This is a genomic window from Psychrobacillus soli, from assembly GCF_006861775.1.
Classification (GTDB): domain Bacteria; phylum Bacillota; class Bacilli; order Bacillales_A; family Planococcaceae; genus Psychrobacillus; species Psychrobacillus soli.
Genome location: NZ_VDGG01000033.1, coordinates 33,109 through 59,000, shown reverse-complemented (window position 1 = coordinate 59,000; position 25,892 = coordinate 33,109). Strand labels below are relative to the sequence as shown.

The 25,892-nt window shown below is 36.8% G+C and carries 28 protein-coding genes; 7 read left to right on the top strand and 21 right to left on the bottom strand.

Features of this window, described 5'->3' with window-relative positions:
- Window positions 1–251: 251 nt before the first annotated feature.
- From FG383_RS14765 to FG383_RS14740, 6 genes are all read right to left on the bottom strand, one after another.
- Window positions 252–899: a response regulator gene (locus FG383_RS14765; RefSeq protein WP_142608156.1), complete on the bottom strand. Its 648-nt coding sequence runs from the start codon at window positions 897–899 to the stop codon at window positions 252–254.
- An 11-nt stretch (window positions 900–910) separates the two neighbouring features.
- Entirely contained in the window at window positions 911–2,065 is a 1,155-nt protein-coding gene (locus FG383_RS14760; RefSeq protein ID WP_142608160.1) for a GAF domain-containing sensor histidine kinase, read from the bottom strand.
- A 135-nt stretch (window positions 2,066–2,200) separates the two neighbouring features.
- Window positions 2,201–2,779 (bottom strand): Fic/DOC family protein, encoded by a 579-nt coding sequence (locus tag FG383_RS14755; protein WP_142608155.1) that lies wholly within the window; start codon window positions 2,777–2,779, stop codon window positions 2,201–2,203.
- Entirely contained in the window at window positions 2,763–2,939 is a 177-nt protein-coding gene (locus tag FG383_RS14750; protein WP_142608154.1) for a Zn-dependent hydrolase, read from the bottom strand. Before FG383_RS14750 ends, FG383_RS14755 begins: the two co-directional genes overlap by 17 nt.
- A 126-nt stretch (window positions 2,940–3,065) precedes the next feature.
- On the bottom strand, window positions 3,066–4,787 hold the full coding sequence (locus tag FG383_RS14745; RefSeq protein ID WP_142608153.1) for a phospho-sugar mutase: 1,722 nt from the start codon (window positions 4,785–4,787) through the stop codon (window positions 3,066–3,068).
- Window positions 4,788–4,805: 18 nt separating this feature from the next.
- Entirely contained in the window at window positions 4,806–6,347 is a 1,542-nt protein-coding gene (locus FG383_RS14740) for a carbon-nitrogen hydrolase family protein (protein ID WP_142608152.1), read from the bottom strand.
- Between the two features lie 129 nt (window positions 6,348–6,476).
- Here FG383_RS14740 and FG383_RS14735 point away from each other — a divergent pair, with 129 nt between their 5' ends.
- From FG383_RS14735 to FG383_RS14725, 3 genes are read left to right on the top strand one after another with little or no spacing between them, the layout of a single operon-like run.
- Window positions 6,477–6,902 (top strand): disulfide oxidoreductase, encoded by a 426-nt coding sequence (locus FG383_RS14735; protein ID WP_142608151.1) that lies wholly within the window; start codon window positions 6,477–6,479, stop codon window positions 6,900–6,902.
- Between the two features lie 2 nt (window positions 6,903–6,904).
- A complete protein-coding gene (locus FG383_RS14730) occupies window positions 6,905–7,375 on the top strand; it encodes a thioredoxin family protein (RefSeq protein ID WP_142608150.1) in 471 nt (156 codons plus the stop codon).
- 51 nt (window positions 7,376–7,426) lie between these two features.
- The gene (locus FG383_RS14725; protein ID WP_142608149.1) at window positions 7,427–8,275 is read left to right on the top strand and encodes an RluA family pseudouridine synthase; all 849 of its coding nucleotides are present in this window, start codon (window positions 7,427–7,429) and stop codon (window positions 8,273–8,275) included.
- 73 nt (window positions 8,276–8,348) lie between these two features.
- Here the strand turns inward: FG383_RS14725 and FG383_RS14720 are convergent, their stop codons facing one another.
- The 4 genes from FG383_RS14720 to queG form a co-directional block, all read right to left on the bottom strand.
- Window positions 8,349–9,173, bottom strand: a complete 825-nt coding sequence (locus FG383_RS14720) for an aldo/keto reductase (protein ID WP_142608148.1) — start codon at window positions 9,171–9,173, stop codon at window positions 8,349–8,351.
- 39 nt (window positions 9,174–9,212) lie between these two features.
- The gene (locus FG383_RS14715) at window positions 9,213–9,395 is read right to left on the bottom strand and encodes a hypothetical protein (RefSeq protein ID WP_093270605.1); all 183 of its coding nucleotides are present in this window, start codon (window positions 9,393–9,395) and stop codon (window positions 9,213–9,215) included.
- A 300-nt stretch (window positions 9,396–9,695) separates the two neighbouring features.
- Window positions 9,696–10,172, bottom strand: a complete 477-nt coding sequence (trmL, locus tag FG383_RS14710) for a tRNA (uridine(34)/cytosine(34)/5-carboxymethylaminomethyluridine(34)-2'-O)-methyltransferase TrmL (protein WP_185907961.1) — start codon at window positions 10,170–10,172, stop codon at window positions 9,696–9,698.
- Window positions 10,173–10,181: 9 nt separating this feature from the next.
- Window positions 10,182–11,321, bottom strand: coding sequence for a tRNA epoxyqueuosine(34) reductase QueG (queG, locus tag FG383_RS14705; protein WP_142608147.1), 1,140 nt, complete (start codon window positions 11,319–11,321; stop codon window positions 10,182–10,184).
- A gap of 55 nt (window positions 11,322–11,376) precedes the next feature.
- Here queG and FG383_RS14700 point away from each other — a divergent pair, with 55 nt between their 5' ends.
- Window positions 11,377–12,066 (top strand): B3/B4 domain-containing protein, encoded by a 690-nt coding sequence (locus FG383_RS14700; protein ID WP_142608146.1) that lies wholly within the window; start codon window positions 11,377–11,379, stop codon window positions 12,064–12,066.
- Window positions 12,067–12,219: 153 nt separating this feature from the next.
- Window positions 12,220–13,281: an ATP-grasp domain-containing protein gene (locus tag FG383_RS14695; RefSeq protein WP_142608145.1), complete on the top strand. Its 1,062-nt coding sequence runs from the start codon at window positions 12,220–12,222 to the stop codon at window positions 13,279–13,281.
- 114 nt (window positions 13,282–13,395) lie between these two features.
- On the opposite strand, the gene FG383_RS14690 is transcribed toward FG383_RS14695, so the two are convergent.
- From FG383_RS14690 to deoB, 4 genes are all read right to left on the bottom strand, one after another.
- The gene (locus FG383_RS14690) at window positions 13,396–14,271 is read right to left on the bottom strand and encodes a hypothetical protein (RefSeq protein ID WP_142608144.1); all 876 of its coding nucleotides are present in this window, start codon (window positions 14,269–14,271) and stop codon (window positions 13,396–13,398) included.
- Entirely contained in the window at window positions 14,258–14,770 is a 513-nt protein-coding gene (locus FG383_RS14685; protein ID WP_142608143.1) for an RNA polymerase sigma factor, read from the bottom strand. The genes FG383_RS14690 and FG383_RS14685 overlap by 14 nt, the downstream gene beginning before the upstream one ends.
- A gap of 1,211 nt (window positions 14,771–15,981) precedes the next feature.
- A complete protein-coding gene (locus tag FG383_RS14680; RefSeq protein WP_142608142.1) occupies window positions 15,982–17,271 on the bottom strand; it encodes a thymidine phosphorylase in 1,290 nt (429 codons plus the stop codon).
- A 21-nt stretch (window positions 17,272–17,292) separates the two neighbouring features.
- The gene (deoB, locus tag FG383_RS14675) at window positions 17,293–18,471 is read right to left on the bottom strand and encodes a phosphopentomutase (protein WP_142608141.1); all 1,179 of its coding nucleotides are present in this window, start codon (window positions 18,469–18,471) and stop codon (window positions 17,293–17,295) included.
- A gap of 468 nt (window positions 18,472–18,939) precedes the next feature.
- Here deoB and FG383_RS21725 point away from each other — a divergent pair, with 468 nt between their 5' ends.
- A complete protein-coding gene (locus FG383_RS21725; protein ID WP_484287944.1) occupies window positions 18,940–19,341 on the top strand; it encodes a transmembrane-type terpene cyclase in 402 nt (133 codons plus the stop codon).
- 474 nt (window positions 19,342–19,815) lie between these two features.
- Here the strand turns inward: FG383_RS21725 and xerD are convergent, their stop codons facing one another.
- From xerD to FG383_RS14650, 4 genes are all read right to left on the bottom strand, one after another.
- A complete protein-coding gene (xerD, locus tag FG383_RS14665; RefSeq protein WP_142608158.1) occupies window positions 19,816–20,703 on the bottom strand; it encodes a site-specific tyrosine recombinase XerD in 888 nt (295 codons plus the stop codon).
- A 249-nt stretch (window positions 20,704–20,952) separates the two neighbouring features.
- The gene (fur, locus tag FG383_RS14660; RefSeq protein ID WP_142537257.1) at window positions 20,953–21,393 is read right to left on the bottom strand and encodes a ferric iron uptake transcriptional regulator; all 441 of its coding nucleotides are present in this window, start codon (window positions 21,391–21,393) and stop codon (window positions 20,953–20,955) included.
- Window positions 21,394–21,479: 86 nt separating this feature from the next.
- Window positions 21,480–21,947: a hypothetical protein gene (locus tag FG383_RS14655; protein WP_142608140.1), complete on the bottom strand. Its 468-nt coding sequence runs from the start codon at window positions 21,945–21,947 to the stop codon at window positions 21,480–21,482.
- Window positions 21,948–22,003: 56 nt separating this feature from the next.
- Window positions 22,004–22,546 (bottom strand): NUDIX hydrolase, encoded by a 543-nt coding sequence (locus tag FG383_RS14650; RefSeq protein ID WP_142608139.1) that lies wholly within the window; start codon window positions 22,544–22,546, stop codon window positions 22,004–22,006.
- 69 nt (window positions 22,547–22,615) lie between these two features.
- Here FG383_RS14650 and FG383_RS14645 point away from each other — a divergent pair, with 69 nt between their 5' ends.
- Window positions 22,616–23,518, top strand: a complete 903-nt coding sequence (locus FG383_RS14645) for an aldo/keto reductase (RefSeq protein WP_142608138.1) — start codon at window positions 22,616–22,618, stop codon at window positions 23,516–23,518.
- A 213-nt stretch (window positions 23,519–23,731) separates the two neighbouring features.
- Here the strand turns inward: FG383_RS14645 and FG383_RS14640 are convergent, their stop codons facing one another.
- From FG383_RS14640 to FG383_RS14630, 3 genes are all read right to left on the bottom strand, one after another.
- Window positions 23,732–23,992 (bottom strand): hypothetical protein, encoded by a 261-nt coding sequence (locus FG383_RS14640; RefSeq protein WP_142608137.1) that lies wholly within the window; start codon window positions 23,990–23,992, stop codon window positions 23,732–23,734.
- A gap of 99 nt (window positions 23,993–24,091) precedes the next feature.
- On the bottom strand, window positions 24,092–24,778 hold the full coding sequence (locus FG383_RS14635) for an HAD family hydrolase (protein WP_142608136.1): 687 nt from the start codon (window positions 24,776–24,778) through the stop codon (window positions 24,092–24,094).
- A gap of 18 nt (window positions 24,779–24,796) precedes the next feature.
- Entirely contained in the window at window positions 24,797–25,207 is a 411-nt protein-coding gene (locus FG383_RS14630; RefSeq protein ID WP_142608135.1) for a DUF4181 domain-containing protein, read from the bottom strand.
- Between the last annotated feature and the right edge of the window lie 685 nt (window positions 25,208–25,892).

The following is a 25,892-nucleotide window of genomic DNA, read 5'->3' as shown; positions in this document are numbered from 1 at the left end:
TTCACCGCCGCTTAGGGCGGACGTTGTGAAGGCTCATCGCTTACCCGGTGGAAAGCGTACGACTGCAGCGAAAATCCTAGCGGTCACTAGTCGACGCACTACCACGCAGTATCCCTATACTGCATTCAATTAAAAAATGACTTAACTTACTTCTGTTACATGTAAATCACTATCCCCTTGTATAGAATTTTATAATTTCCTAGGCAATAATAAAGGAAGTACGCAAAATTTTTGCATACTTCCTTTACACTTTATTGTCCACTTGGCTCAGTAAGACCATGTTTTACCGCATATAGTGCAGCCTGTGTTCGGTCTTGCACTTTTAGCTTAGCAAATATATTTGATATATGCGTTTTCACTGTTTTTTCCGTTACAAATAAAGAGGACGCAATTTCACGATTGCTTTTTCCTTTTGTTAGCTCCGCTAAAACATCTTGTTCTCTAGGTGTTAATGGATGCTCTTCATGAGCGGAGAGCGTTCTTACTTCATGTGCTTTTTGTAGCTGGGAAGTTGCTTCTGGATGTAATGTATTTTCTCCCCGCATTAATGCACGAATGGCTTCTGCCAAATCATCCGGTTCAATATCTTTTAACTGATATCCCGCTGCTCCCGCATTTAATGCGGGGATAACATGGTCACGATCGGAAAAACTTGTTAGCATTAATATTTGAATTTCTGGATATGTTGCTTTTATCCGTTTTGTCGCTTGGATGCCATCCATTTCTGGCATGACTAAATCCATTAACACAACATCTGGTTGTAAAGAAGTAGTCATTTCTACTGCTTCTTTCCCATTTGTTGCTTCCCCGACAATATCCATATCTTTTTGTGTTTTTAAAAAGAACATTAAGCCCCTTCTCACTACATGATGGTCATCAGCGATTAAAACACGTATCATTCCTATCCCCCCTAATACGGTAAACGGACTAATATTTCTGTCCCTTTATTCCATTCCGTTACCCAGTCTACTGTTCCACTAACTGCATGTGCTCTGTCTCTCATACTCTGCAAGCCTAATGACCGAAGGCTGTTCAATTCGTTCATATGGAATCCTCGTCCTTCATCTTTTACTACTAACAAGACATCTGTAGGAGTAATCGTTAAATATAGCTCTACTTGTAGGACGCCTGAATGCTTGCGTACATTATTCATTGCTTCTTGAGCGATTCGGAACAATGTCTCTTCAATTCTTGCAGGCAAGTTAATGACTCCTTTTACATTTACACTCAGTGCTAATCCTAGTATATCTGCATATCCTTTTAGCCCTTCTATTATTCCATTCTCTAAGCCTTTCGGACGAAGCTGCCATATGAGCGCTCGCATTTCGGTTAATGCTTCTTGGGTTAAATATTGGATTTCTTTGAATGTATCTTTTATTTCTTGCTGCTCCGTCATTTCTATCCCGCCGCGGGCAGTTAATGTGACCGAAAATAGCAATTGATTGACCGAATCATGTAGATCACGTGCGAGCCTATTTCTTTCTTGTACAAGTGCTACTTGCTGCTCTTGTTTCGTTAACACGATTCGCTTTATTGCTGAGCCAATTTGAAAAGCTACGGACTCTAGTAATGCAAGTTCTCCTTCTGAAAAACGAATCGTATTTGGTGTCGCTACATTCAATAGGCCAAATCGTTCTTGCCCTGATTGTAATGGAACTGTTGCATGATGTGTAATACCATCATAGTCTTTACTGCTTGTCTTTCGAGAATGGACAATTCTTTTACACTCAATAATATTAGAAGCTTTTTCTAATTCGCCATTTTGAAATCTTGAAACACACCAACAACCACCTTTTTGCAAATGTCTACAGTCATTTTGTTGTAATGCTTTCGGTAAATTTTCATGTGCAATTAGTTCTTGCTTTCCTTTTTCATTAATAAAAAATATCCAACCGGTCTCAAATAGCGTGCCTTCTAATAATTTTCGAAGGGCCCCTTTCAACATTTGTTCCATTTCTGTTTCTTCGTTTAGAAATTCTGCAATTTCTTTTAATAATTCAATATTTGAGCGTTCTTCTGCTTGCACTAAAAAAACTCCTTCAACTCTAGTACGATTACTTTCCATCATATCATTTAATCGTACATCACAGTATTAACATACATTCATACTTTTGACTGAAAAAAATTCATTCCCTGTATCAAAACCACGTAAAAACCAGCCCCTTTGCAAATCGAAGGGCTGGTTTTTAAGTTGGATATATTAATGAACACGTATTAAAGTGTCTAGGAATAGATTCTCAAGTAAGTCTTCACTCGTCACAGAACAAATCATTGCTTGCATATATTCATTGCGACCTATTTTGTCATATTTCCATAGGAACCCTTTCGTTTTTGTATATTCTTGAAGAAAAATACGAATGGTGCGTCCGTTCCCTTCACGAAATGGATGTAGCATGTTTAGCTCAGACTTGAAATAAGCCAATCTTTTTGCAGCAACTTCTAGGGATTCCCAGACAGGTTCGTTTTGTAATCGATAGAATAGATCAGAAGCATACGCATCTAAAAACTGCACTTGGCAAAATCGAGTAGTACCCTTCATCAGTTGCACTTTTCGAAATTGACCAGCAAATGGGTAAATGTCCTGAAAAAGTTGATAATGAAGATCGATAAAATCCTCTTTTGAAAAAGCAGTTATTTTGTAAACACCTTGTTCAATTTGAGCTGCACGAATGGAAAAAGTAAAAGCTTCCGCTTGCTGGAGCTCATCAAAATCGGTTATATCCAAAAGATTTGTATTTAATAAATAGTTATCATTTTCAAAATCATCGTACTTCGCCATTTGCTAAGGCTTCCTTAATCAAAGTCGGCGTTACTTTCTTACCGGAATTGACGATTTCAATAGCCTTTTGTTGGAGCGAATGACTTAAATATAAATTTTCGAGTTGCATATTTTTTAATACACGATTAAACTCAGGAGAATTCAATTGAATTTGCTTCATGGAAATGTCCCCTTTCTATACCTCTAACTAATTATAAGCGTATCAACAGGATTTTTCCACTTAATCCAATTACGATTATTTCGAATAATAAAGGGTATCGGTTTCCATTATCGCTGGAGCTCTTCGCTATTCCTCTAAATATTTATTCATTTCTGCTGAGAATGCTTCTTTTAGTATTTCTAGTTTTGTCATACTTTCTGCTTCTGATCCGCTTGTAACTCCGAAGTAATACTTTATTTTAGGTTCTGTTCCACTTGGTCGAACACAAACCCATGAGCCATCTGCTAGGAAGTATTTTAGTACATTCGATTTCGGCAATAAAATCTGCTCTTCCTTACGACCATCCGTAAATGTTCGGAGAGAAGATAAATAATCTTCCTGCGATAGTACCGCTACTCCAGCCACTTCTGATAACTGGTTGATACGAACTTGTTCCAGTAAGTTTTGAATCGCATTCGCGCCACTTACCCCTTTTTTCGTAACAGATACAAGACCTTCTATATAATATCCATGTCGCTCATATAATGCATATAAAACATCGACAAGTGTCATGCCTTTTTCTTTATAGAAAGCCGCGGCCTCTACGATCGCTAACACACTTTGTATCGCGTCTTTATCTCGTGCAAAGCTTTTGACTAAATAACCATAGCTCTCTTCATAGCCAAACAAAAACTCGTATTCTTTCGTTTCTTCATATTGTTTAATCTTTTCACCGATAAATTTAAACCCAGTCAACACATCTTCCGTACTTGCCCCGTAATACTCTGCAATCACTCGTCCTAAATCAGATGTCACAATCGTTTTAAACACACGACCGTTCGCAGGCATAGTCCCTTTTTCTTTGCGCTGTGTCAATAAATACTCGATTAAAATAGCACCGGTTTGATTGCCAGTTAACAGTTTGTATCCTTCTGCTGTTTTCACTGCTAGTCCAACTCGGTCTCCATCTGGATCTGCTGCAACTAAAATGTCTGCATCATATTCTTTCCCGTAACGAATAGCGTATTCAAAAGAGCTCTGTTCTTCAGGATTTGGCGATTTTACCGTAGGAAACTCACCATTTGGTTCCATTTGCTCCTCTACATAATGGATATGCTCGTATCCCACTTCACTTAAGATCCGTTTCACTGTTTTACCAGACGCTCCGTGAAGTGGAGTAAATACTACTTTTAAATTTGTTTTGGAAGCTAATTCCGGATTTTCTTGTACGGTTTTCAATTCATCTAAATATGCTTTATCCATTTCTTCGTCTAACTGGATGATTAAATTTTCGTTAAAATCGTTCTGTTTAATTTGAAGCGCATCTCCAGCTTCGTTTACGTAGCGAATTACCGCATCCGCATCTGCTAGATTTAATTGAGCACCATCTTCTCCGTATACTTTGTAGCCATTATATTCGGGTGGATTATGACTAGCTGTAATGACAATTCCCATATAAGCTTCTAACTTTCGGACAGAATACGAAAGTTGTGGGGTTGTTCTAGGTTCGCGATACAAATACGCTTTAATCCCATTAGAAGCAAGTGTATTTGCAGCTTCTTGTGCAAATTCAGGGGAAAACCTGCGACTATCATAAGCAATGACTACTCCGCGACTTATAGCGTCTGGGCCAGCAGCTTTTATATATGATGCTAGTCCAGTAGTAGCTTTACGAATCGTATATGTATTCATACGATTCGTACCAGCTCCTATTTCTCCTCGCATTCCTCCTGTACCAAATTCTAAGTCCCGGTAAAATGCATCTTCCATCTGTTTTTCATCCCTAGCTAAAAACTGAAGATTTTCCTGCCAAACAGGCTCTAAATCCGAAAAGTTATTCCATTGCTCAAACAATTGTTTATAAGACATTCGTGAAACTCCCATTCCTTATTTTTTGTAATCTATTCCATAGACGTCATGGCGGCGATCTTTTAAATGCTTAACCGTTCCGTCTTGTCGTTGGCGTCTTAAAATTTCTAAATCGACATCACCTATTAAAACCATTTCGACATTCGGTTCTGTTTCTCCCACAATTCCGTCTCTTGCAAATTCAAAATCAGATGGAGCGAAAATAGCGGATTGAGCATACTGGATATCCATATTTTCGGTTTGTGGTAAGTTTCCAACAGTACCTGAAATTACCGTATAAATTTGATTTTCCACTGCGCGTGCTTGTGCGCAATAGCGAACTCGTAAGTACCCTTGTCGATCCTCTGTACAAAATGGAGAGAAAATAATATTGGCACCCATATCTGTCGCAATTCTTGCAAGCTCTGGGAATTCAATATCATAACAAATTTGTATCGCAATTTTACCGCAGTCCGTATCAAATACTTGTACGGTATCGCCTGCACTTATGCCCCACCATTTACGTTCGTTCGGTGTTATATGAATTTTATATTGTTTATCAATTCCACCATCGCGATGAAACAAATACGCAATATTATATATTTCTTCATTCTCTTCTTCTACAAAATGGGAACCAGCAATAATATTAATATTGTATCGTACTGCTAAATCTGCAAATAACTCCATATACTGCGGTGTGTATTCCGTTAGTTTGCGGACTGCTTGGCTTGGAGAAGGCTCATCTAAGAAAGACATAAGTTGTGTCGTAAAAATTTCTGGAAATACGACAAAATCTGATTGTGCATCGGATGCGACATCTACAAAATACTCACATTGATGAGCAAATTCCTCGAAGGAATTAATCTTACGCATCATATATTGCACCGCACAAATGCGAACTGGATAGCTCGTTTTAAAATGGCGTTTCGATAATGGAATATAGTCTACATTATTCCATTCCATTAACGTAGCATATTTTACGGAAGCTTTATCGTCCGGTAAGTAGTTTGGGTTAATACGCATTAATGTGAACCCGTTCATCAACTGGAAGGTTAATACAGGATCATATATTTTATGGCGTGAAACAGCTGTTACATATTCTCTCGGTGGCATTTCGTTTGAATGTTTATGATAATTTGGAATACGACCACCGATAATAATCGATTTTAAATTAAACTGTCTTGCAATATCTTTTCTTCCTTCGTATAGCCGTTGACCTACTTTCATTCTTCTATATTCAGGATGTACCATTACTTCGATTCCATATAAATTATACCCATCTGGATTATGATTCGTAATATAACCCGAGTCCGTTACGTCGGACCAAGAATGGCGGTCATCATATTCATCAAAGTTAATGATTAAACTAGAACAAGAGCCGATTACTTTCCCGTTAAGTTCTGCAACTAATTGACCTTCTGGAAATATCGTTAAATGACTGCGTAAATGCGCTACTTCCCAAGGATCCATTCCCGGAAAACAAAGTCGCTGTATTTCTAAAATAGATTCTATATCAGAGAAAGTCGTTTGTCTTATAACCATACTTTTTTCAAATTGAGATAAATCAAATTCTTCCGACATAATATCCACTCCTCAACTTTTCACTAAGTTCTATTATATAACTCTTTTCCTGCCAGTTAAAATATTTTACATGTTTTCAAAGAACCCGTATACTTTGAATGGAGTTTAATGAGTTCAAAGGAGAAGCCTATGACAAAAAAAGTTGAAAATTCGATGCTATTTATATGGGTAGTGGCTTTTACCGCAACACTTGGTTCTTTATATTTTTCTGAAATAAAACAATACGAACCTTGTGAATTATGCTGGTATCAACGTATACTTATGTATCCACTCGTATTGATAGTAGGAATTGCGTACGTCCAAAAAAATCCAAAAATCGCGGTTACTTCTCTTGCTTTCTCTATTATTGGAGGATGCATATCTGCATACCATTATAGCATTCAAAAATTAGACTTTATGCAAGATTCTGCTCCAGCTTGCGGTAGAGTACCTTGTACTGGAGAGTATATCAATTATCTAGGATTTATAACGATTCCATTTTTAGCACTTATAGCATTTATTTTTATCGCTATTAGCAGTGTCATGATTTTGAGAAGTATGAAGGAGGAAAAATAATTATGAAGAAATTAGCCATATTCGGCGGAATTATTGTACTTGTTTTCGTATTAATCTTCGTATTAAATGGACAAAAAAACAAGCAAGCATTAACGGACAACCCTTATGATAAAGAAAACTTAAGACAGTCTACGATCGATTTATTAAAAGATCCTAACTATCAAAACATTATTATTCCAGATGATTTAAAAAAGAAAATTGATAGCGGAGAGCCTGTCACTGCCTATTTCTTTAGTCCTGAATGTGTGCACTGCCAAGAAATGACACCCAGACTAACACCACTTGCAGAGGAGAATAGTATAGATATCGTAAAATATAATGTACTGGAATATGAACAAGGTTGGGATGACTATTTAATCGAAGCTACACCGACAACAATTTATTTTAAAGATGGAAAAGAAGTAAATAGAATGGTTGGTGCACAACCAAATGAAAATATTCAAGCGTTCTTTGATCAAGTCGTATTAAAATAATTAGAAAGGTCGTGTCCTATAGACATGGCCTTTTTTAAAGGAGAATGAAGGATGTTACATACATTAACGTATACAGTGCCAGAAGATGGTCTAACGATTGAAACAATTTTACAAGACAAATGGAAGCTTGGTAAAAAGCTGATCCATGATTTACGTATGCAAAAAGCAGTAAGTGATACTAGTGGTGAACTATTACAATGGAAATTACCAAACAAAAAAGGCGATGTATTAGTTTTTACATGGGAAGGAGAGTCATCTAATTATCTCCCTTCCGATCAGATTCCCTTATATGTAGCATATGAAGATGAGTACTTAATAATAGCTTCCAAACCTCGTGGCGTTGCTACACATCCAAACGAAGTCGGTCAAAATCATACGTTCATGAATACGGTAACCCATTATTTATCAAGTAAAGAGCAAGCTTATGGGGAACATGTCCATCGTATTGACGAAGGCACGAAAGGATTAGTCGTAGTTGCGAAAAACCCTATTGTAAAAGGGATGCTCGATCGTATGCTTGAAAATAAAACAATTATTCGCACATACGAAGCAATTGTAGAAGGACAAGTAAAAAATCAGCATGGTACAATACGCGCAGCAATTGGGAATGATCGTCACCACCCAACGAGAAAAAGAGTTTCCCCATCTGGTCAACAAGCGATAACACATTATGAAGTAGTAGGTAGACATCCGGAATATACAAAGGTTCACGCTATTTTAGAAACGGGTCGTACACATCAAATACGTGTACATTTAGCCCATTTAGGTCATCCGATTGTTGGCGATGATTTATACGGGGCGAAAAAAACAGCTACTAAAACGTATGAACTGCATGCGTTTAAAGTGCAGTTTATGCACCCGATTACAGGGGAAATGATTATTGTGGAAGATAAAAGATAGTATAAAACCAGCTACTCACTAGTTATGATTTTGACTTGTGAGTAGCTCGTTTTTTATGTTTGTCATGTCGGACTTAGAATGTGTCTGGATCCATACCAGTTCGTTCATCTAAATTTAGTGCATCGATATGCTTCATATCTTCAGCTGATAATTCAAAATCAAATACATCAAAGTTGTCTACTATTCTAGTAGGTGTTACTGATTTTGGAATGACGATTAAATCATGTTGTAAATGCCAACGAATAATTGTCTGTGCTGGTGATTTACCGTATTTGTTACCGATTCCCTGTAAAGTCGATTCCTCGAGTAGCCCGCCTCTAGCTAATGGTGACCATGAAGTAACCGCAATCCCTTTTTCAGCACAATATGCCCGCAAATCCACTTGAGTTAGTCTTGGATGACATTCAATCTGGTTGACCATTGGTTGTACGTTTGCTTTTGCTGCAATTGCTTCTAGATGATGTTGGTGGTGATTAGAAACACCCGTTGCACGAATAAGTTTTTCTTCGTATAAACGCTCGATTGCACGGTAAGTGTCAACAAATGTTTCTTTTACAGGCCAATGGGTTAAATACAAATCTACATATTCTAATCCAAGTAACTCTAATGATTTTTCAAAAGCTTTTAATGTTTGATCATATCCTTGATCTATGTTCCATACCTTTGTTGTAATGAAAATATCTTCTCTAGCAAGTTTAGAAGTACGAATAGCTTTTCCTACTTCTTTTTCGTTTGCATAAAGTGAAGCTGTGTCAATGTGACGATAGCCATTATCTAATGCAGTTGATATTGCTTGTAGCGCAATATCAGATTCTGTCATTTTGTAAACCCCTAAACCAATACGCGGCATCTCTACGCCATTTACTAAATGTTTTGTTGAGCCCTTATGTAATTCCATTTCCCTCGTCCTTTCTTTCAAAGAAAACGACTGAGAAGATCAGTCGTTTTTCCTTTGCTTCATAGAAGAAGTGTCGTCAGATTGTGCTGGATCGGATACGCGATGGTCTTTTTCAAGCTCATTATCATCTCGTAGCTTCTCCATCTGTTTTCCTAGTTGCTTTACTTCTTCCATATTCGTAGCCATTGAACCGTTTTCTGGACCATTTTTCAAATTACTCATTTAAAAAATCACTCCTTTTCTATATCCTAGTAGAATTATGCAGTGGATGCAACCTTGAGATGAACGAGTTTCGTCATAATTTCGATTTTACCAATATTTCTTTTTAGCTTAAAGTAATGTATACTTAGTACAGAATAAACAGGAGGAGGCGCTTAATATGAGATTAATCCTTGTTCTTGGCGTTTGTGTAGCATTCCTAACTGCCATCTTCACTGCAGGATACGATGACAAACCAGGTGCATCTAAAAGATAATAAAGTATATTAAAACGGACGAGCCTACCATGGCATCGTCCGTTTTTTTAATGTAGATTAGGGTAATTTTGTTGTCGTAAAGCTTCGTATATTAATATTGCAGCCGTATTTGATAAATTTAGTGAACGAATATTATCATTCATTGGGATTCTTAACGCGCGGTCCGGATGAGCATCAATCAGTTCGCGAGGCAATCCTTTCGTTTCACGTCCAAAAATAAAGAAATGATCCTTCTCCACATCACTAAAGTCATAAGTAGTATGTGGTTTTGCCCCAAACTTCGTAATTAAATAATATTCAGCTTCTGGGTGTGCCGCAAAAAATTCATCTAACCCATCGTAATACGTAATGTCTACATGCTCCCAGTAGTCTAACCCTGCTCGTTTTAACATTTTGTCATCCGTAGAAAAACCAAGTGGTCGGATTAAATGTAATTTTACCCCTGTTCCTGCGCATGTTCTAGCAATATTCCCCGTATTTGCTGGGATTTCTGGTTGATATAATACGATATTAATACTCAACATTTCCACTTCCTAATTCTCTAAAATATAAAATTGAAGTCCTTTGCGTATTTCTTCTAATACTTCATCTGCTTCTTCGTTTTGCTCCGCTTTCTTTAAAGCAGCTAGTCCTTCATCGGTGTTTATCTTTCCGATTGCCCAAGCTGCTGTTCCTCTTATGACTAGACGGGCATCATTTTCCATAAGCTCGATCAAGGTTGGAACTGCCGATGCTTCTCTGAAATGCGCAAGCGCTATAATGGCATTTCGCTGAATCGGATTTTTCCCTCTCCAGGCACCAGACATATGCCCGTATGTTTCTTTAAACGTTCTATTTGTCATCTTCAATAAAGGTAGAAGCAATGGCTTGACAAGCTCCGGATCAGGCGTAAATGCTTCTTGATGCAAATTCGCTTTTCCTTTATTTTTTGGACAAATCGTTTGGCAAGTATCACAGCCATATATACGATTCCCTATTTTATCCCGAAATTCATCTGGAACCATTGTTTTTGTTTGGGTAATAAAGGCAATACAACGTTGCGCATCTAACTGTCCACCTTGGATTAAAGCACCTGTAGGACAAATATCTAAACAAAGTGTGCAATCTCCACATTGATCCTCCATTTGCTCACTTGGTGCAAAAGGAATGGAAGTAATCATCTCACCCAAATATACATACGAACCAAATTCGGGTGTAATAATTGCACAGTTTTTCGCACTCCAACCAATTCCAGCTCGCTCGGAAACTGCTCGATCAGAAAGCTCACCTGTATCTACCATGGAACGCAATCTAGCATTTGGAATATGCGTTAATATATATAACTCTAAAAGGGCCAGTTTTTCGCGTAATACAGTATGATAATCCGTTCCCCAAGAAGCTCTTGCAAAAATACCACGTCTTGCACCTTTTACACTTTGGGGAGCATTTTTCATCTTAGATGGATAAGCAATAGCGATGGCAATAATACTTTCTGCTTCTGAAAGTAAAAGCTCTGGATGCGTCCTTTTTTCAATGTCCGGCTCTTCAAAACCAGAAGCATATCCTAGCTCTTGCTGACGAATTAATCTATTTTTTAATTCATGAAATGGAGAAGCAGACGTAAACCCAATTTTATCAATTCCAATGGAGGCTGCGTATTCTATAAGTTGTTGTTGAAATTGATTGATATTCACAAATGTTCTCCTTTCTTATGCTACACTAAAGAAAATATGTGTAAGGATGGTTGCTATGATTGTTACATTAGATGATTCTTTATTGCAAATCGAACCTGCATTTAAATTAGGCATTATTCATTATACCAAAATTGTCGTTTCTTCTTCGCCTCAAATGCTTAAAGGTCGACTCCAATTATTTCAAGAGCAGCTTTTCTTTGAAATGGAAAACAAAGCTGTATCCGAATTTGAAGGAATAAAAGAATGGAGAGCATTGTGGAAAAAATTTGGTGCAGATCCAAACCGTTATCGTCCTTCTATGGAAGCGATGTATCGACGAATTGCAAAACAAAATTATATCACACCGATGCATTCTGCAGTAGATTTAAATAACTTCTTCTCGATGCGTTATGAAATACCATTGGGAATATATGATTTAGATAAGATACAAGGAGATATTACGGCTATTCTTGGTAATGAAGAGACAACTTATTTAGGGTTAAATGGTAGAGAAAACAAATTGCATAACATACTTACTCTGCAAGATACAGACGGAGCATTTGGCAGTCCATTTGTCGATTCGGTTAGAACTGCCGTTACAGAAGAAACGACCAATGCCATACAAGTCGTTTTTCTTCGTCCTTCGATGGATATTGGAGAAGGACAAAAACTGCTCCAATCAATAGGTACAATGTTCGTACAAATTCACGGTGGGGATGTAAGTTCCGCAGTGCTATCTAATGGAGATAAAGAATGGAAGAACTAATCCTATTGGATATCGCAAACGCTAACCAATGAGTGGACTTTACAATTTTCTACTATGTAAAACGCTCTTTTCTAATTTTGTGAGGGAGCGTTTTATAAAACATAATAATCTTGGATCATCCTAGAAATAATACATAGAAAATGGGGATTTATCATGGCAATTAATATTTGGTTCAATAGATGGTTTTCAACGGTAGCACATTATATGGAGATGATTCGACATAATCCAGATCAACAGGAGTTTGTTATTTACGGTACACACCCTAATCCAGATACTGTTTACTTTAAAAATTGTGATGTATCTGGATTAGAACCAGATATTTGTGGCGAAGAATATCTACTATTTTGTTTGGAGTACTGCACGAAAAATAATATTCATGTATTTGTCCCACGAAAAGAAAATGTCTTAATTTCACAGAACATAGACAAGTTTGAAGCAATTGGCGTGAAAGTTTTAGTATGTCCTATTGGGGATTTAATGGAACTGATGGATGATAAAGCGGCTATGTATCACTCATTAGAAAATAATGAAAAAGAAGGTCATTTTATTGTTGATATCCCTTCTTACCGAATTGTAAACGATGCGGAAGGCTTCAAACAGGCTTATGAAGAATTAAGTAAAGATAATACGAAACTATGTATTAAACCAATAGTAGGAGAAGGAGCAAGTGGGTTCCGTATTATCGATGATATTTCTGATACTATTCCTTTCTTATTTAGTACAGCTTCTTCCCAAAAGATCTCTTTTGAAACTATTTATAAAGTATTGCAAACACAAGAGCATTTTCCAGATTTAATGGTTTTAGAATATCTAGATGGCTACGAATATAGTATTGATTGCCTAGCAGGAGCAGATGGTACATTATTGGTTGCTATACCTAGAAAGAAAGGGAATGGGCGTATTCGAGAAATTGAATACAAACAAGAACTTATAGAAATCGCTGAGAAAATGGCTAAACAATATAAAATTCCTTATGTTTTCAATATTCAAGTCAAATATAAAAATGGCATTCCTAAACTACTAGAAATTAACCCTCGTATGAGTGGAGGATTACATATAAGCTGTCTATCAGATATTAATATTCCTTACTATGCAGTAAAGCTATTACTCGATGGCCAAGTAGAAAAATTGCATCCTAAATTCGGGGTGAAAGCAACTTATATTGAACAATCTGTTATATTGTCTTCCGTCGAAGATTCTGTTGTATTAGTGTAATACACTTTGTAAATAAAGACGCTCCTTTGCATTTATAAAGGAACGTCTTTATTATTATTTAATTAATAAGCTCGAGCGTAAAACACTCATCAAGAGTTTGCATTCCTTTTCATACTAATTCTCAAATAGTCCCGTTTGTTCTCCGTCGATAAGGAGCTTCCACGTGCCGTGGTCCTTCCATGTAAGTTTGCCCGTGTAATAATAGAGTGTTCCTCCCCCTCCACCATCTATCACGCTACTGTCCTGCTTAAAAATGGTGTTTTCTACTACGTTCCCTTTTTTATCGAGCAACTTCACTTCAATTTTTTCCTTATCTCCAAGTGTGCTTTGTAAATACACTTCATACGCTTCACCGATTGAAATTTCCTTTGGAGAGTCAACCATTGCATAGTGTTCCGTTTTAGGGAATGGTGGCAAGACATTAATTGTAAATGCTTCGAAAAGTACATCTTCCACATAAAACGATAACTGCCACACCCCTTCCTCTGGAAAAGGAATAAAGCGAGCTAATGTATGAGCATCCTCACTATAAAGACCGCTTGAGAGAACTCCTTCTGTTAACTCGATTTTTTCTCTTTTTGTATTTTCCGCTTCTACTCGGAAATTTTTGTCCACAAGCGCATGCTCATCTCCCCAGAAGTAAAGCATTAGCTTTGATCCTCTCCTCTTGTCCTCTGCAACAAATTGTTCATTAAAAACAAGAATCCCTACCCTACCTTCAATTCCAAGCACTTCTTGATCTCTATCTGGTAATGTAAAAGCTGTTCCTTGTGGTGCACTTAGTTTGTAATAATCCTCTTTTGTTAAAAAAAGAAATAATAAAACCGCGCATATGCCTACAATTGTAAGGATTGGTGCTAAAAAGAGTGGTTTCTTACGTGAATCCTGCTTAGATTTTAACGTAATTAATAGTTGCTCTTTTTGTTCATTCTCAAGAGAGTATTTAGGAAGGTTTTTCAAACGATTTTGCAGTTCCTTATAATTCTCCATATTCATATCCCTCCTTTTCCATGACTGTCTTCAGCTTTTTTAAGGAGCGATGATACATCACATTTATGCTATTCTCATTACTTTTCATTACACGGCTAACTTCCTTTGACGACATCTCCAAAATCCCTTTAAGAATAATGACTTCTTTATACGTAGATGGAAGCTTACTAATAGCATTGTATAAATGGCTGTTTGCTTGATTTAGAATTATATGTTGTTCCGTATTAATAGAAAAATTCTGTTCTTGTAATAGCGTATGCTTAATTTTGCTCCACACTCGATTTCTTCGATAACGATCGATTACCATATTTCTAGCGATGGATATGAGCCATGTTTTTGGATGAGCGCTCTCTTTATATTTATTTATTTTGCTCCAAGCACGAAGAAATGTTTCTTGTACAAGATCTTCTACGTCCATTGATCCGGTATAATATATTAGAAAACTAGTAATATCTCTTTCATATAGCTCAAACCATTTTTCTATCAAGTTTTTCTCCAAGGGATACCCCCTTCCTCAAATAATTAGACGAATGTATTTCGTTTATCTTACATGAAATGTTGAAAAAATAAAAAAAGCGCTGAAGCAATTATCTCTTCCTCAATACGGTAAATGTAGATGATAAATATTAATGGGATGTCGCACATAATAGGGATAATGCGCACTACGGCAAAGTATCTACTCTATTTTTACCTGGATAAGAATGTCATTTTATAAATGCGCAACTTAACAGCAGTTACTCGCAACATTGAAGTGCATATGCGCAACATTCCCCTTCAAACGCGCAACATTATGGGGCATTTGCGCAACGTTCATAAAAAACGAGTCCCAGTGACAGGCGTCTCACTTCAAGTAAGCTTGTTATTTTAAGAATTGGTTGCTCTCACCGACAATTTGGTTGCTCTCGTGCTGATTTGATTGCTTTCAGACTAAAACTGGTNGCACGACAGCAACCATATTGCCGGTGAAAGCAATCAATTCTTTAAATAACAAGTTTACTTGGATTGAGACGACAAATACGGAGACGCATTATAGGGATACTGCGTCGTAGTGAATTCAATAAGGAGGCCGCTTTATTTACGCCGGGCGAGTGACGAGCCGCTGCGTCGCTAACGCTCTTGCAGGGTCTCACACCGGCGTGAAAAATTCCAAAGAATGGCTAAGGGCAATAAAAAAGCTATTGAAAGCAACTAATTTCAGTACGAAAGCAACTAAAATCAGCATGAGAGCAACTAAATTACTAGTAAGAGCAACTAATTATTATTACAGCAGGTGTACTTGGTGTGAAACTATGATGATTTAGACATATTATTGGAACAATATGTATTAAAATCCGCTGAACTTGCTAGTTAACATCTGCCAGACCGGTTTTGTCGTGTTCAGCGGTCGCATTGTCGCGTTCTTAGTGTATATTGTCTCGTTCAACCAATTATTGGTACTTTCGGACACTGATAAGTTAGTATTTTCCATTGATTTTCGCTGCAGGCGTCGACTCCTGCCGGATGAGTGGGCTAATGAGACATCCCAACGTACGCCTAAGGGCGGCGGGGATGGCTCATCGCTCACCCGGCGGAAAGCGTACGACTGCAGCGAAAATCACTGCGGTCACGGAGTTTTCGCTCGCTAGCCTTCTCGCGAAAATATAGAGAATTACTGTTTTCTTCAAGAAAAAGCAGCCAAATTTGGACGTTTGGCTGCTTTCCTCATAAATACTACATTATTTTTAAAATCGATTCATTCTTCACTGGTTGTGCATCCGAAATTGAATAAGCTTTTTCAATCAATTGAACAGACTCATCCACGGCATCTTTATTTGAATATAAAACTGCTAACGTATCGCCTTTTTTAACCGATTGCCCATTAAGTGCTACCAATTTAACCCCAGCGTCGAAATCTAATACATCTGCCTTCGTTAAACGTCCTGCTCCTACTAAAAGAGATGCTTTTCCGATTAACTCTGCGTCAATCAGGCTAATAAAGCCATCTTTCGCTGCTTTTACCTCGATCTCATGTTTTGTCGCTTTCGCATGAACGTCTGAAGCATCTCCACCTTGAGCGGTGATAAATTCTTTCAATTTCGCAAGTGCCGCACCATTTGAAAGTGTTTCCAATACTTTTTGCTCCGCAGCTTCCTCACTCACATCCGTTGCAAGTTGATACATTTTGGAAGAAATCGCAATTGTAACGTCTAATAAGCCTTGTTCGCTTGCTTTATAATTGCTCAGGAAATCATAAGCTTCTGCTACTTCTAGCTTATTACCGATATTGTGACCTAATGGCTGATTCATATCCGTAATAACAACTGCTACTTTTCTACCTAAACTTTCACCGATTTGAATCATCGTTTCAGCTAACTCGGATGCATGTTCTAAATCTTTCATAAATGCACCTTTACCGCATTTAACGTCTAATACGATTCCATCTGCACCACTCGCTATTTTCTTGCTCATAATAGAAGATGCGATTAATGGAATGCTATCAACAGTTCCAGTTACATCTCGTAAAGCGTACAATTTTTTATCCGCTGGTGTTAAATTACCGGACTGACCGACAATTGCAATTTTATGTTCATTTACTTGTTTAATAAATTGATCCGCTTCCAATTCCACATGAAAACCATCGATAGATTCTAATTTATCTACTGTACCGCCTGTAATTCCAAGCCCTCTACCACTCATTTTTGCAATCGGAATATCAAGAGACGCTAAAATAGGCGCGACTAGTAAACTAACTTTGTCGCCGATTCCGCCCGTACTATGCTTATCCACTTTAAATCCTTCGATACTGGACAGATCAATGACATCGCCGGATTCCACCATCGCTTTAGTTAACGATGCAGTCTCCTTTTCATCCATCCCGTTAATAAGAATTGCCATAAGCATGGAACTCATTTGGTAATCTGGAATTTCATCTTTTGTATACTTTTGGATCATGTAATTTATTTCTTCTTCAGTAAGTGAATTGTTTCGTTTTTTCTTATCAATCAATTCAAGCATGTTCATATATTTTCCCGCCCTTAACGATTATTTTAAAGAAGATAAAAAGCTTTCCCCAAATGCCGTTTTAGCAACACCAAAGTTTTCCGTAATTGTTGCACCGATATCCGCAAAAGTTGTGCGAAGTGGTAATTCTTTTATTTCTTTCAATTTTGGCGAGTAAACCGTTAACGGCACAAACTCACGCGTATGATCAGTTCCTGGCATCGTAGGGTCATTTCCGTGATCCGCTGTAATAATGAGCAAATCTTCTTCTGTTAACTTTGGTAAAACTTCTTTTAAACGAGCGTCAAATTCTTCTAATGCTTTTCCATATCCGATTGGATCTCGACGATGACCAAATGAAGCATCAAAGTCCACTAAGTTTAAGAAACTAATGCCAGTAAACTCTTTATCTAATGTTGCAATAAATTTATCCATGCCATCCATATTGTCCGTTGTACGTTCTGTAGCAGTAATTCCTTCTCCATTAAAAATGTCATAAATTTTTCCGATCGCTAGAACGTCAAGTCCTGCATCTTGTAATTCATTCATCGCTGTACGACCAAAAGGTTTTAACGCATAGTCATGACGATTGGACGTACGAGCAAAGTTCCCTGGCTGTCCGATAAATGGACGTGCAATCACTCGACCAACTAAAAACTCCTCAGAAAGTGTTAGCTCTCTTGCCACTTCACAAATATGATAAAGCTCTTCAAGCGGAATTATTTCTTCATGAGCTGCAATTTGTAATACAGGATCTGCAGATGTATAAACAATAATTGCCCCTGTTTTCATATGCTCTTCGCCAAGTTCGTCTAAAATCGCTGTACCACTTGCAGGTTTATTACCAATTACTTTACGACCGATTTTTTCTTCTAAAGCAGTGATCAGCTCTTCCGGGAATCCATTTGGATATACTTTAAAAGGTTTATCAATGTTTAAACCCATGATTTCCCAGTGACCAGTCATCGTATCTTTTCCAACTGAGGCTTCTTGCATTTTTCCAAAATATGCAGTTGGATTTTCTACTCGTTCAATCCCTTGAATCGTATCGATATTGCCCAGACCAAGTTTTTGCATTTCCGGCATGTGAAGGCCATTCATTTTCTCTGCAATATGTCCTAAAGTATGAGATCCGACATCTCCAAAAGCAGCTGCATCAGGTGCTTCACCAATTCCAACTGAGTCCATAACAATTACATGTATGCGCTTAAATTTGTTCATCTTAATTACCTCCTCGTCTTTACTTCTAGTTTACCAAAAATATTCATTTTGTACAGGTCAGACCTCTGACTTATTTAATAGATTTAACTTGCTTTTATTATAACAATATTTGTAATTAAAACGAAATAAACAGCCAGTCGGAGTTAAAATTCCGTCGACTGGCTGTAAAAAGAATATGATTTCTACAAAGTATAAATTAACGATGTAACTTTGTTATTATGTATTTTTCAATTGTTTCAAGATAAAGTGATAGTCCTCGTCATTTATTATCCCACTTTTTCAAGTGTATAAAAAAACAGAACCAAATCTCGTTTCATAAATTAGAGAACACGTCATAGGGGGCTTCACCATAATGAGAACTTGACGAAATGTTTGCCATTTTATCAAGTACAGATTTTGGTGTTGAGCTATTTTTTATAAACTACTTTTGACATAAACAATTAATTTCTACTCATATAGTGTCATGGGGTGAAATTTTATTATTGGCTCAAGTATTTAGAATGGAGGATATGTATAAATAATCATGAGGATTTTCTTTTCATTTTACAATTAGGCACTGGTCTGTTTTGGATAATTACATATATACTCATTATAGAGCGTGGATTTCAAGATAAAAATTACGGAATGCCTATGGTAGCAATTTGTGCAAATATATCATGGGAATTCATTTTTTTATTTATTTTTCCAAATGATGATCGGCAAAAAATAATTACAAGCACATGGTTCGTACTGGACATTATTATGATGATTCAGTATTTAATCTTTGGTCGCAAGGAATTCAAAAAATATATTTCAGTAAAGCTATTCTACCCATCTTTTTTTCATAACACTAGTAGTAAGTTTTCTCATTATTATTGCAATGACACTTGAATTTAATGATTTTGAAGGAAAATATGCTGCTTTTTTACAAAATTTAATGATGTCCGGACTGTTTATCTCGTTATTATTAAGTAGAGGTAACTCGAGCGGTCAATCCATATACATCGCAGTTTTTAAAATGCTCGGAAGTTTATTAGCTGCTATTGCATTCTTTCTATACTTTAGAACATATTTGATTACGATACTCTCTGTAGCTATATTAATTTATGATTGGATTTATATTGTTCTTTTATGCAAGTTATATAGAAAAACAATTAATAATAGGCCAACTAAGTTATTCTGATGATGGTGAAAATATCCATGTGTCAAAACTTACAGCTGTAACACCATCTATTTCTTCCAATAGTCTCTTCGTCCCATATTACATACATTTGATCTCTTACTGTCAGGTAAGTTCCCTGTGTCAGAGACAATTCCACAACGTTTCTGATTAGCGCCGAAATGATTTCTTACACAGGGAAGGATTCACGCTCTCGGATGAAACTCTTTATAAACCTCTTTCAAACGTTTCTTACTTACATGCGTGTAAATTTGGGTAGTAGAAATATCCGCATGCCCTAGCATTTCTTGCACTGCTCGTAAATCCGCTCCATTTTCGATTAAATGGGTAGCAAACGAATGTCTGAGCACATGTGGTGTAATGTCTTTTTGGATGCCCGCATTCATCACATGCTTATTTAATAGCTTCCAAATACCTTGCCTTGTTAAACGTTTCCCCCGTTGACTAATAAAAATAGCATCCGTTCGTTCCGCTTGTTTCAAAAGTTTCGGTCTTGCTTCCTCTAAATAGGTCTTACAAGCACGGATGGCCGCACCTCCGAGCGGAATGATTCGTTCTTTTCCACCTTTACCGAATACACGGACAAACCCCATCGTTAAATGTAAGTCTTCTAAGTCTAAATTCAAGCATTCACTTATACGCATTCCGCTTGCATACATAATCTCAAACATCGCTAGGTCGCGAACACCTTGAGGTTTTGACAAATCAATACTATTTAACAAATTCGTAAGTTCTTCTACCGATAAAAAATTGGGCAACTTTTGATCGATTTGCGGTAGCTCTAGATGAATCGTAGGATCTGTACTAGTCACTTTTTCACGTAATAAAAACTGGTGAAATGAACGGATCGATGAAATATGTCTTGCAACTGTTCGTGCAGACTTACCTTCTTCTTTTAGTTTTCGAAGATGGACGAGAATATGTTGCCGTTCAACATTATCTAGCGTATGGAGTTGCCCAGTTTCTAAAACCGATTTTATGTAATCGACTAAATCTTTTTGATAAGAAGTTAATGTGTTATCCGCTAATTGACGTTCAATTCGTAAAAAATGTAAATAATCTTCTAAATGCATTAATCCGTTTTTCAAAAAAGTTCCTCCTAATCATTTACGCCTCGGCGTAAATACTTCCAGATTTTGAATTGCGCTTGAGGCCAACAGGATGTTGGTCATACAGTCGTTGCGACACGACGTCGCGAACTTAGACTGCCTTCCTCGACTCCCATCAAAATCTGTGACATCCGCCGGAGGCTTTACTTGACTCAGCAGTTATTTTTGCTGAGTCAAGTAAAAAAAGGATAGCATATGCTATCCTTTTTTTGGTTACTTATCTTGGCAGCGATGACACACTCCGTGAAATGTTAAACGATGGTCTTTTATTTTAAAGTTCCATTTATTTTCAACGATAGCTTCCACGTCTTCAAGTAAATCTTCTTGAATTTCATCTACTGCACCACATTCAATACAAACTAGATGGTGATGGAAATGAGCTGCCCCTTCTTGTCTTAAATCATAGCGGGATACACCATCTCCAAATTGAATCTTGTCCACTACATTCAATTCGTTCAATAATTCGAGTGTTCGATACACTGTTGCGAGCCCAATATCTGGTGATTTCTCTCTCACTAATAAAAATACATCTTCCGCACTTAAATGATCTTCTTCGTTTTCAAGCAAAACACGAACCGTCGATTCTCGCTGCGGCGTCAGTTTATAGCCCGCACCAGATAATTGTTTTTTTATACGATCAATACGGCTTTCCATATGACGCCCCCTTAAACTTCTTTCATTATACCAAAAAATGAATTCTCATTACAAGAGATACACTTAATAATAATTATTATAAAGAATTAATTATTAAATAATATAAATGGTATAAAGAAGAACTCTATAATAATAACAATTATATAAAGGGATAGCGAGAACAAATTGACCCGGTTTGCAAGTGCCAGAAGAAGTAAACAATAGATTAGTTGAAACGGGAACCACCAAAAGACATAAGGAAATGTAGATTCTTGTGTTTGAAGCAAGTAACTAGAGCCAAAACCGTAAAACGTAATTCGAAAGGCGCAAATGATTAAAATGAGTTTTCGCAAATAACGATGCTGATAAAACAAAAAGAAGACGACAGCGATCATAATATGCGGGAAAATAGTTTCCAGAAAAGTAGGTTGCTCTAATAATAGAACACGTGCGTCCAGGAGATTAATAATCCATTGCTGCTGTTCTGGTGTACTTTTTTCAAAGAGATATAAACCACCGATAAAGCTAAAAACGAGTACGCATAGTGAAATGAGAATAGTATAAGACTGGTTCAAGTTGGAACACCTCCCTATCTATTTTCATCATATGCTTGTACTACGTTTAATCATGTCTATTTTAAGTAGTTTTTTACCCAAAGATATGCAAAAGCAGTTTTCGCATCATATATTTGTTTACTCGTAATCATAGATTCCATTTCTTCCAAAGAAACATGCATCAATTCGACAAACTCATCCTCATCCAACTCTGCCTTTTCTTCTACTTTCACGATATTTTCCGCTAAGTAAAGATGAATAATTTCATCTGCGAAACCTGGAGATGTGGCAAACGATTGAATATATTGCAACTTATTTGTCGTATATCCTGTTTCTTCTTCTAGTTCCCTCAAAGCTGTTAATTCTGGAGCTTCGTTCGGTTCTATTTTGCCAGCTGGTATTTCAATAATCGAACGTTCTAAAGCTTTTCGATATTGTTCGACTAAAATAATCTTTTTATCTTCTGTAATTGGAATAATGGCAACTGCTCCTGGGTGTTTCACGATTTCTCTTTTGCCGGTCTTTCCATTCGGTAATTCTACTTCGTCTACTTGTAATGTGATGATCCTACCTTGGAATTTCATTTCTGTCTGTATTGTTTTTTCCTCAAATTTTTTCATTTTTTCATTTCCTTTCATTTGAAAGTCCCTTTCCCTCATTGTACCATGGAGTAAAGGACGTGAGACGTGTTGAAGAAAAGACAATTAGGGAAAAGTGATTTATTTGTTTCGGAAATAGGTTTTGGTTGTATGTCACTACCAGCGGATCAACAAGATGCGGAGAAAGTTTTGCAAGTTGCAATCGATCACGGCATCAATTATTTTGATACTGCAGATTTATATAATCATGGAGAAAATGAAAAAATCGTTGGAAATGCGTTGAAAAATTATCGAGAGCAGATCATTTTAGCAACAAAAGTCGGCAATCGTATGAAGGAATCTGGAGATGGATGGGTCTGGGATCCTTCGAAAAAGTGGATCACAACGGCTGTGCATGAATCATTAAAACGGCTCCAAACCGATTATATTGACGTATACCAATTGCACGGCGGCACCATGGAAGACGACGCTGATGAAGTGATTGATACGATGGAATCGCTGAAAAAAGAAGGGCTTATACGAGCATACGGCATCTCTTCCATTCGCCCTAATGTAATCGATCGCTTTTTAACGAAAAGTAACGCGGTTTCGGTCATGATGCAATATAGTTTACTAGATCGAAGACCAGAAGAATGGTTTCCATTATTAGAAGAACATCACTCTTCCTTACTTAGTCGTGGTACGCTAGCAAAAGGGTTATTAACTGCGGAAGGGCTAAATCGGGCACATAAAACAGGTGAGTATTTAGCCTATTCTAAAGAAGAATTGCTGAAAACGATTGAGCAATTGCAGGCATTGGGTACACCAATTACTGCTCTCGCGCTACATCATGTATTAGAGCAGAAAGCAACGGGTTCAATGATCATTGGTGCAAGTAGTACAGAACAGCTTTTAGAAACGGTAGAGGCATACAATACCGAGGTTTCTGGGGATATTCTATTAGAGGCTCGGAAGATTACTAAACAAGTTAAGTATAATGAACACCGGGCTTAACTCCATGAAAACGCTGTACATAGAAGTTCAGCGTTTTTTATTAGGTTATAGACTAGTTTTTGCGATTTGGAGAGACTATCTTGCGATTCAGGGGCGGGATCTTGCGATTTGCACATGGTATCTTGCGATTCAAGCTCTCCATTTTGCGATCTCACTTTTTAGTTAAATTATCTGTATAAGAAAGTATATGATTTTTGACAAGTTTCTTTTCTTCTACGTCATATCGACCAACTGAAAAGGATCCTTCTTATCCATAGGTATGAGGATTGTAGAAGGCTCTTGAACCACATCTTTCAAATCATCACCATGTCCTACATTAGTTATATAGGAACTAGTATTTTCCCCCACTGTCTCTACTAAGTGGACCTCCACATGCTCATATTTTTCGATATTACTGCAAGTAAATAAAAGGAAAAGCGGAATGATGAATAAATATGTTTTCCATAAATAAGGAAAACTTACATACTTGCTCAAACTAACTCACTCTCCCATCCGGTGATGCGATTTGCACAAAATAATACGTTTACAAGATGTATACTTTCCAAAAAAAGAAGATTTAAGAATGAACTGGTATTAAGATGTTTTACTCCTCACTAAACGCCCCAAATTCTTTATCATAGTAGGAAGCTCCTCTAAATCATCTACTACGAAATCAGTCTCAAACGCATCCCATTGAACATCCTTTTTCCAAATCCCTTTCATGCCCACATACTGTGACGCCATCACATCATTTTCCGGGTGATCTCCAATAAATACACTTTCACCGGCAGTTACTCTCAACCTTTTTAATGCTCTTTCAAATATTGCAGTATCTGGTTTTTTAATTCCTTCTGTTTCAGACACTAAAATTGCATCAAAATACTTTTCAATACCTAAAGCCCTTATATTGTCCATCTGAAATTGCCCAAATCCATTTGTAATCATCCCTAAAACAAAGTCATTCTTTTTCAATTCCTCTAACATACTGTGGAGATTTGGAAAAGGAACACAGTGGTGCTTAAATTCACTTATATAATCTTGCAATAAATTCTCCCAATCTATCCCTACGATATCGAATTCCTCTACTAATTGTTGATACACTTTATCTTTCCATACATATCCACGACGATCTAACTCAATGAATCTAGTCATATATTTCTCTCTAGGTATATGCCCTAAGAAGTTACTTAATCGTTCATATTGATTCACTATAAATTTCTTTACTGATTCATCCCGATCTAATAAAGTTCCATCCAAATCAAATAACACCGCTCGAATCATACATATCCCCCTCGTTAATTAATCGATCAATCCTAAAAAGTTTGTCTGTACAACCCCAAAAATAACAATTACCATAAATAACATTTCACTCAATGTATAAATATAATCCTTTCGATTGGTTGCATATTTCCATTCCATAAAGGCACGTACTAATTCATCCAAGACAAAATAGATCATTAATATACCTAAAAAGTACCACGGACTATTTGCCAATTTAGGAGATTCAAACTGCCTCATGTTAAAAATGATGAATACAACGAGGAACGTTACACTAAGTATTCCCCCAATTTTTTTATGTAGGCCATTTACATGGCTAGTGGAAAACAAACTTCTCTTATCCACTTTTAGTAACTTTGCCATGACTTTATTAAAAATAAACATCAATACAAACATAGCAACAATGAACAGAATAATCTTTCCCCACAGCATTTAAAATCCCCTTCCATTAGTGGTAGTTATTTCTATCTTTTTAAATAGTTTATCATACGACCTAAAGATTTTATTGAATAATTCAATCAATTAATCAGATCAACATAACAGCAGCGATATAAAAGCAAAATCAGTGAAACTATAAAAAACACCACTCGAACAATGCTTGGCGAAGTTAAAATGCTAACAAATTAAACCCACTTCCTATTTATTAAGGGAGTGGGTTTAATTAAGATGATCGTTTTATAACTTAGAACTACCATAATGACAACTCATCCGATTGAACAATTAATGCTTTTTATGGTTGTTAGTGCTATTTTTTTGATCATCTTTTTCATCTTAACGGTTAATCACTAGCTCTAATAATTGGTTCAATTTATCCATATCAGAGGTTGAAGAATTATTTTGTTCTTGTGCTTTTTTAAGGTCATCAATTTGACTTTGTAAATTGTTCATTTATTGTTGTTGCTGTTGATTTTCCGACAAACCTACTTTCTTATTTTTTATTATATGCCTCCATTACATACAAGGGTACTTTACTGAAGTGCTATTAATATTAATCAAAGGACTAGTTAAATTGAGAGTTCAAAATAACCCTAGTCCCTATGCTATAAAAAATAACCTATTCGCCTTGGCGAATAGGTTATAATTAAAACTTCGAACCACCATATCCATACTCATCTAG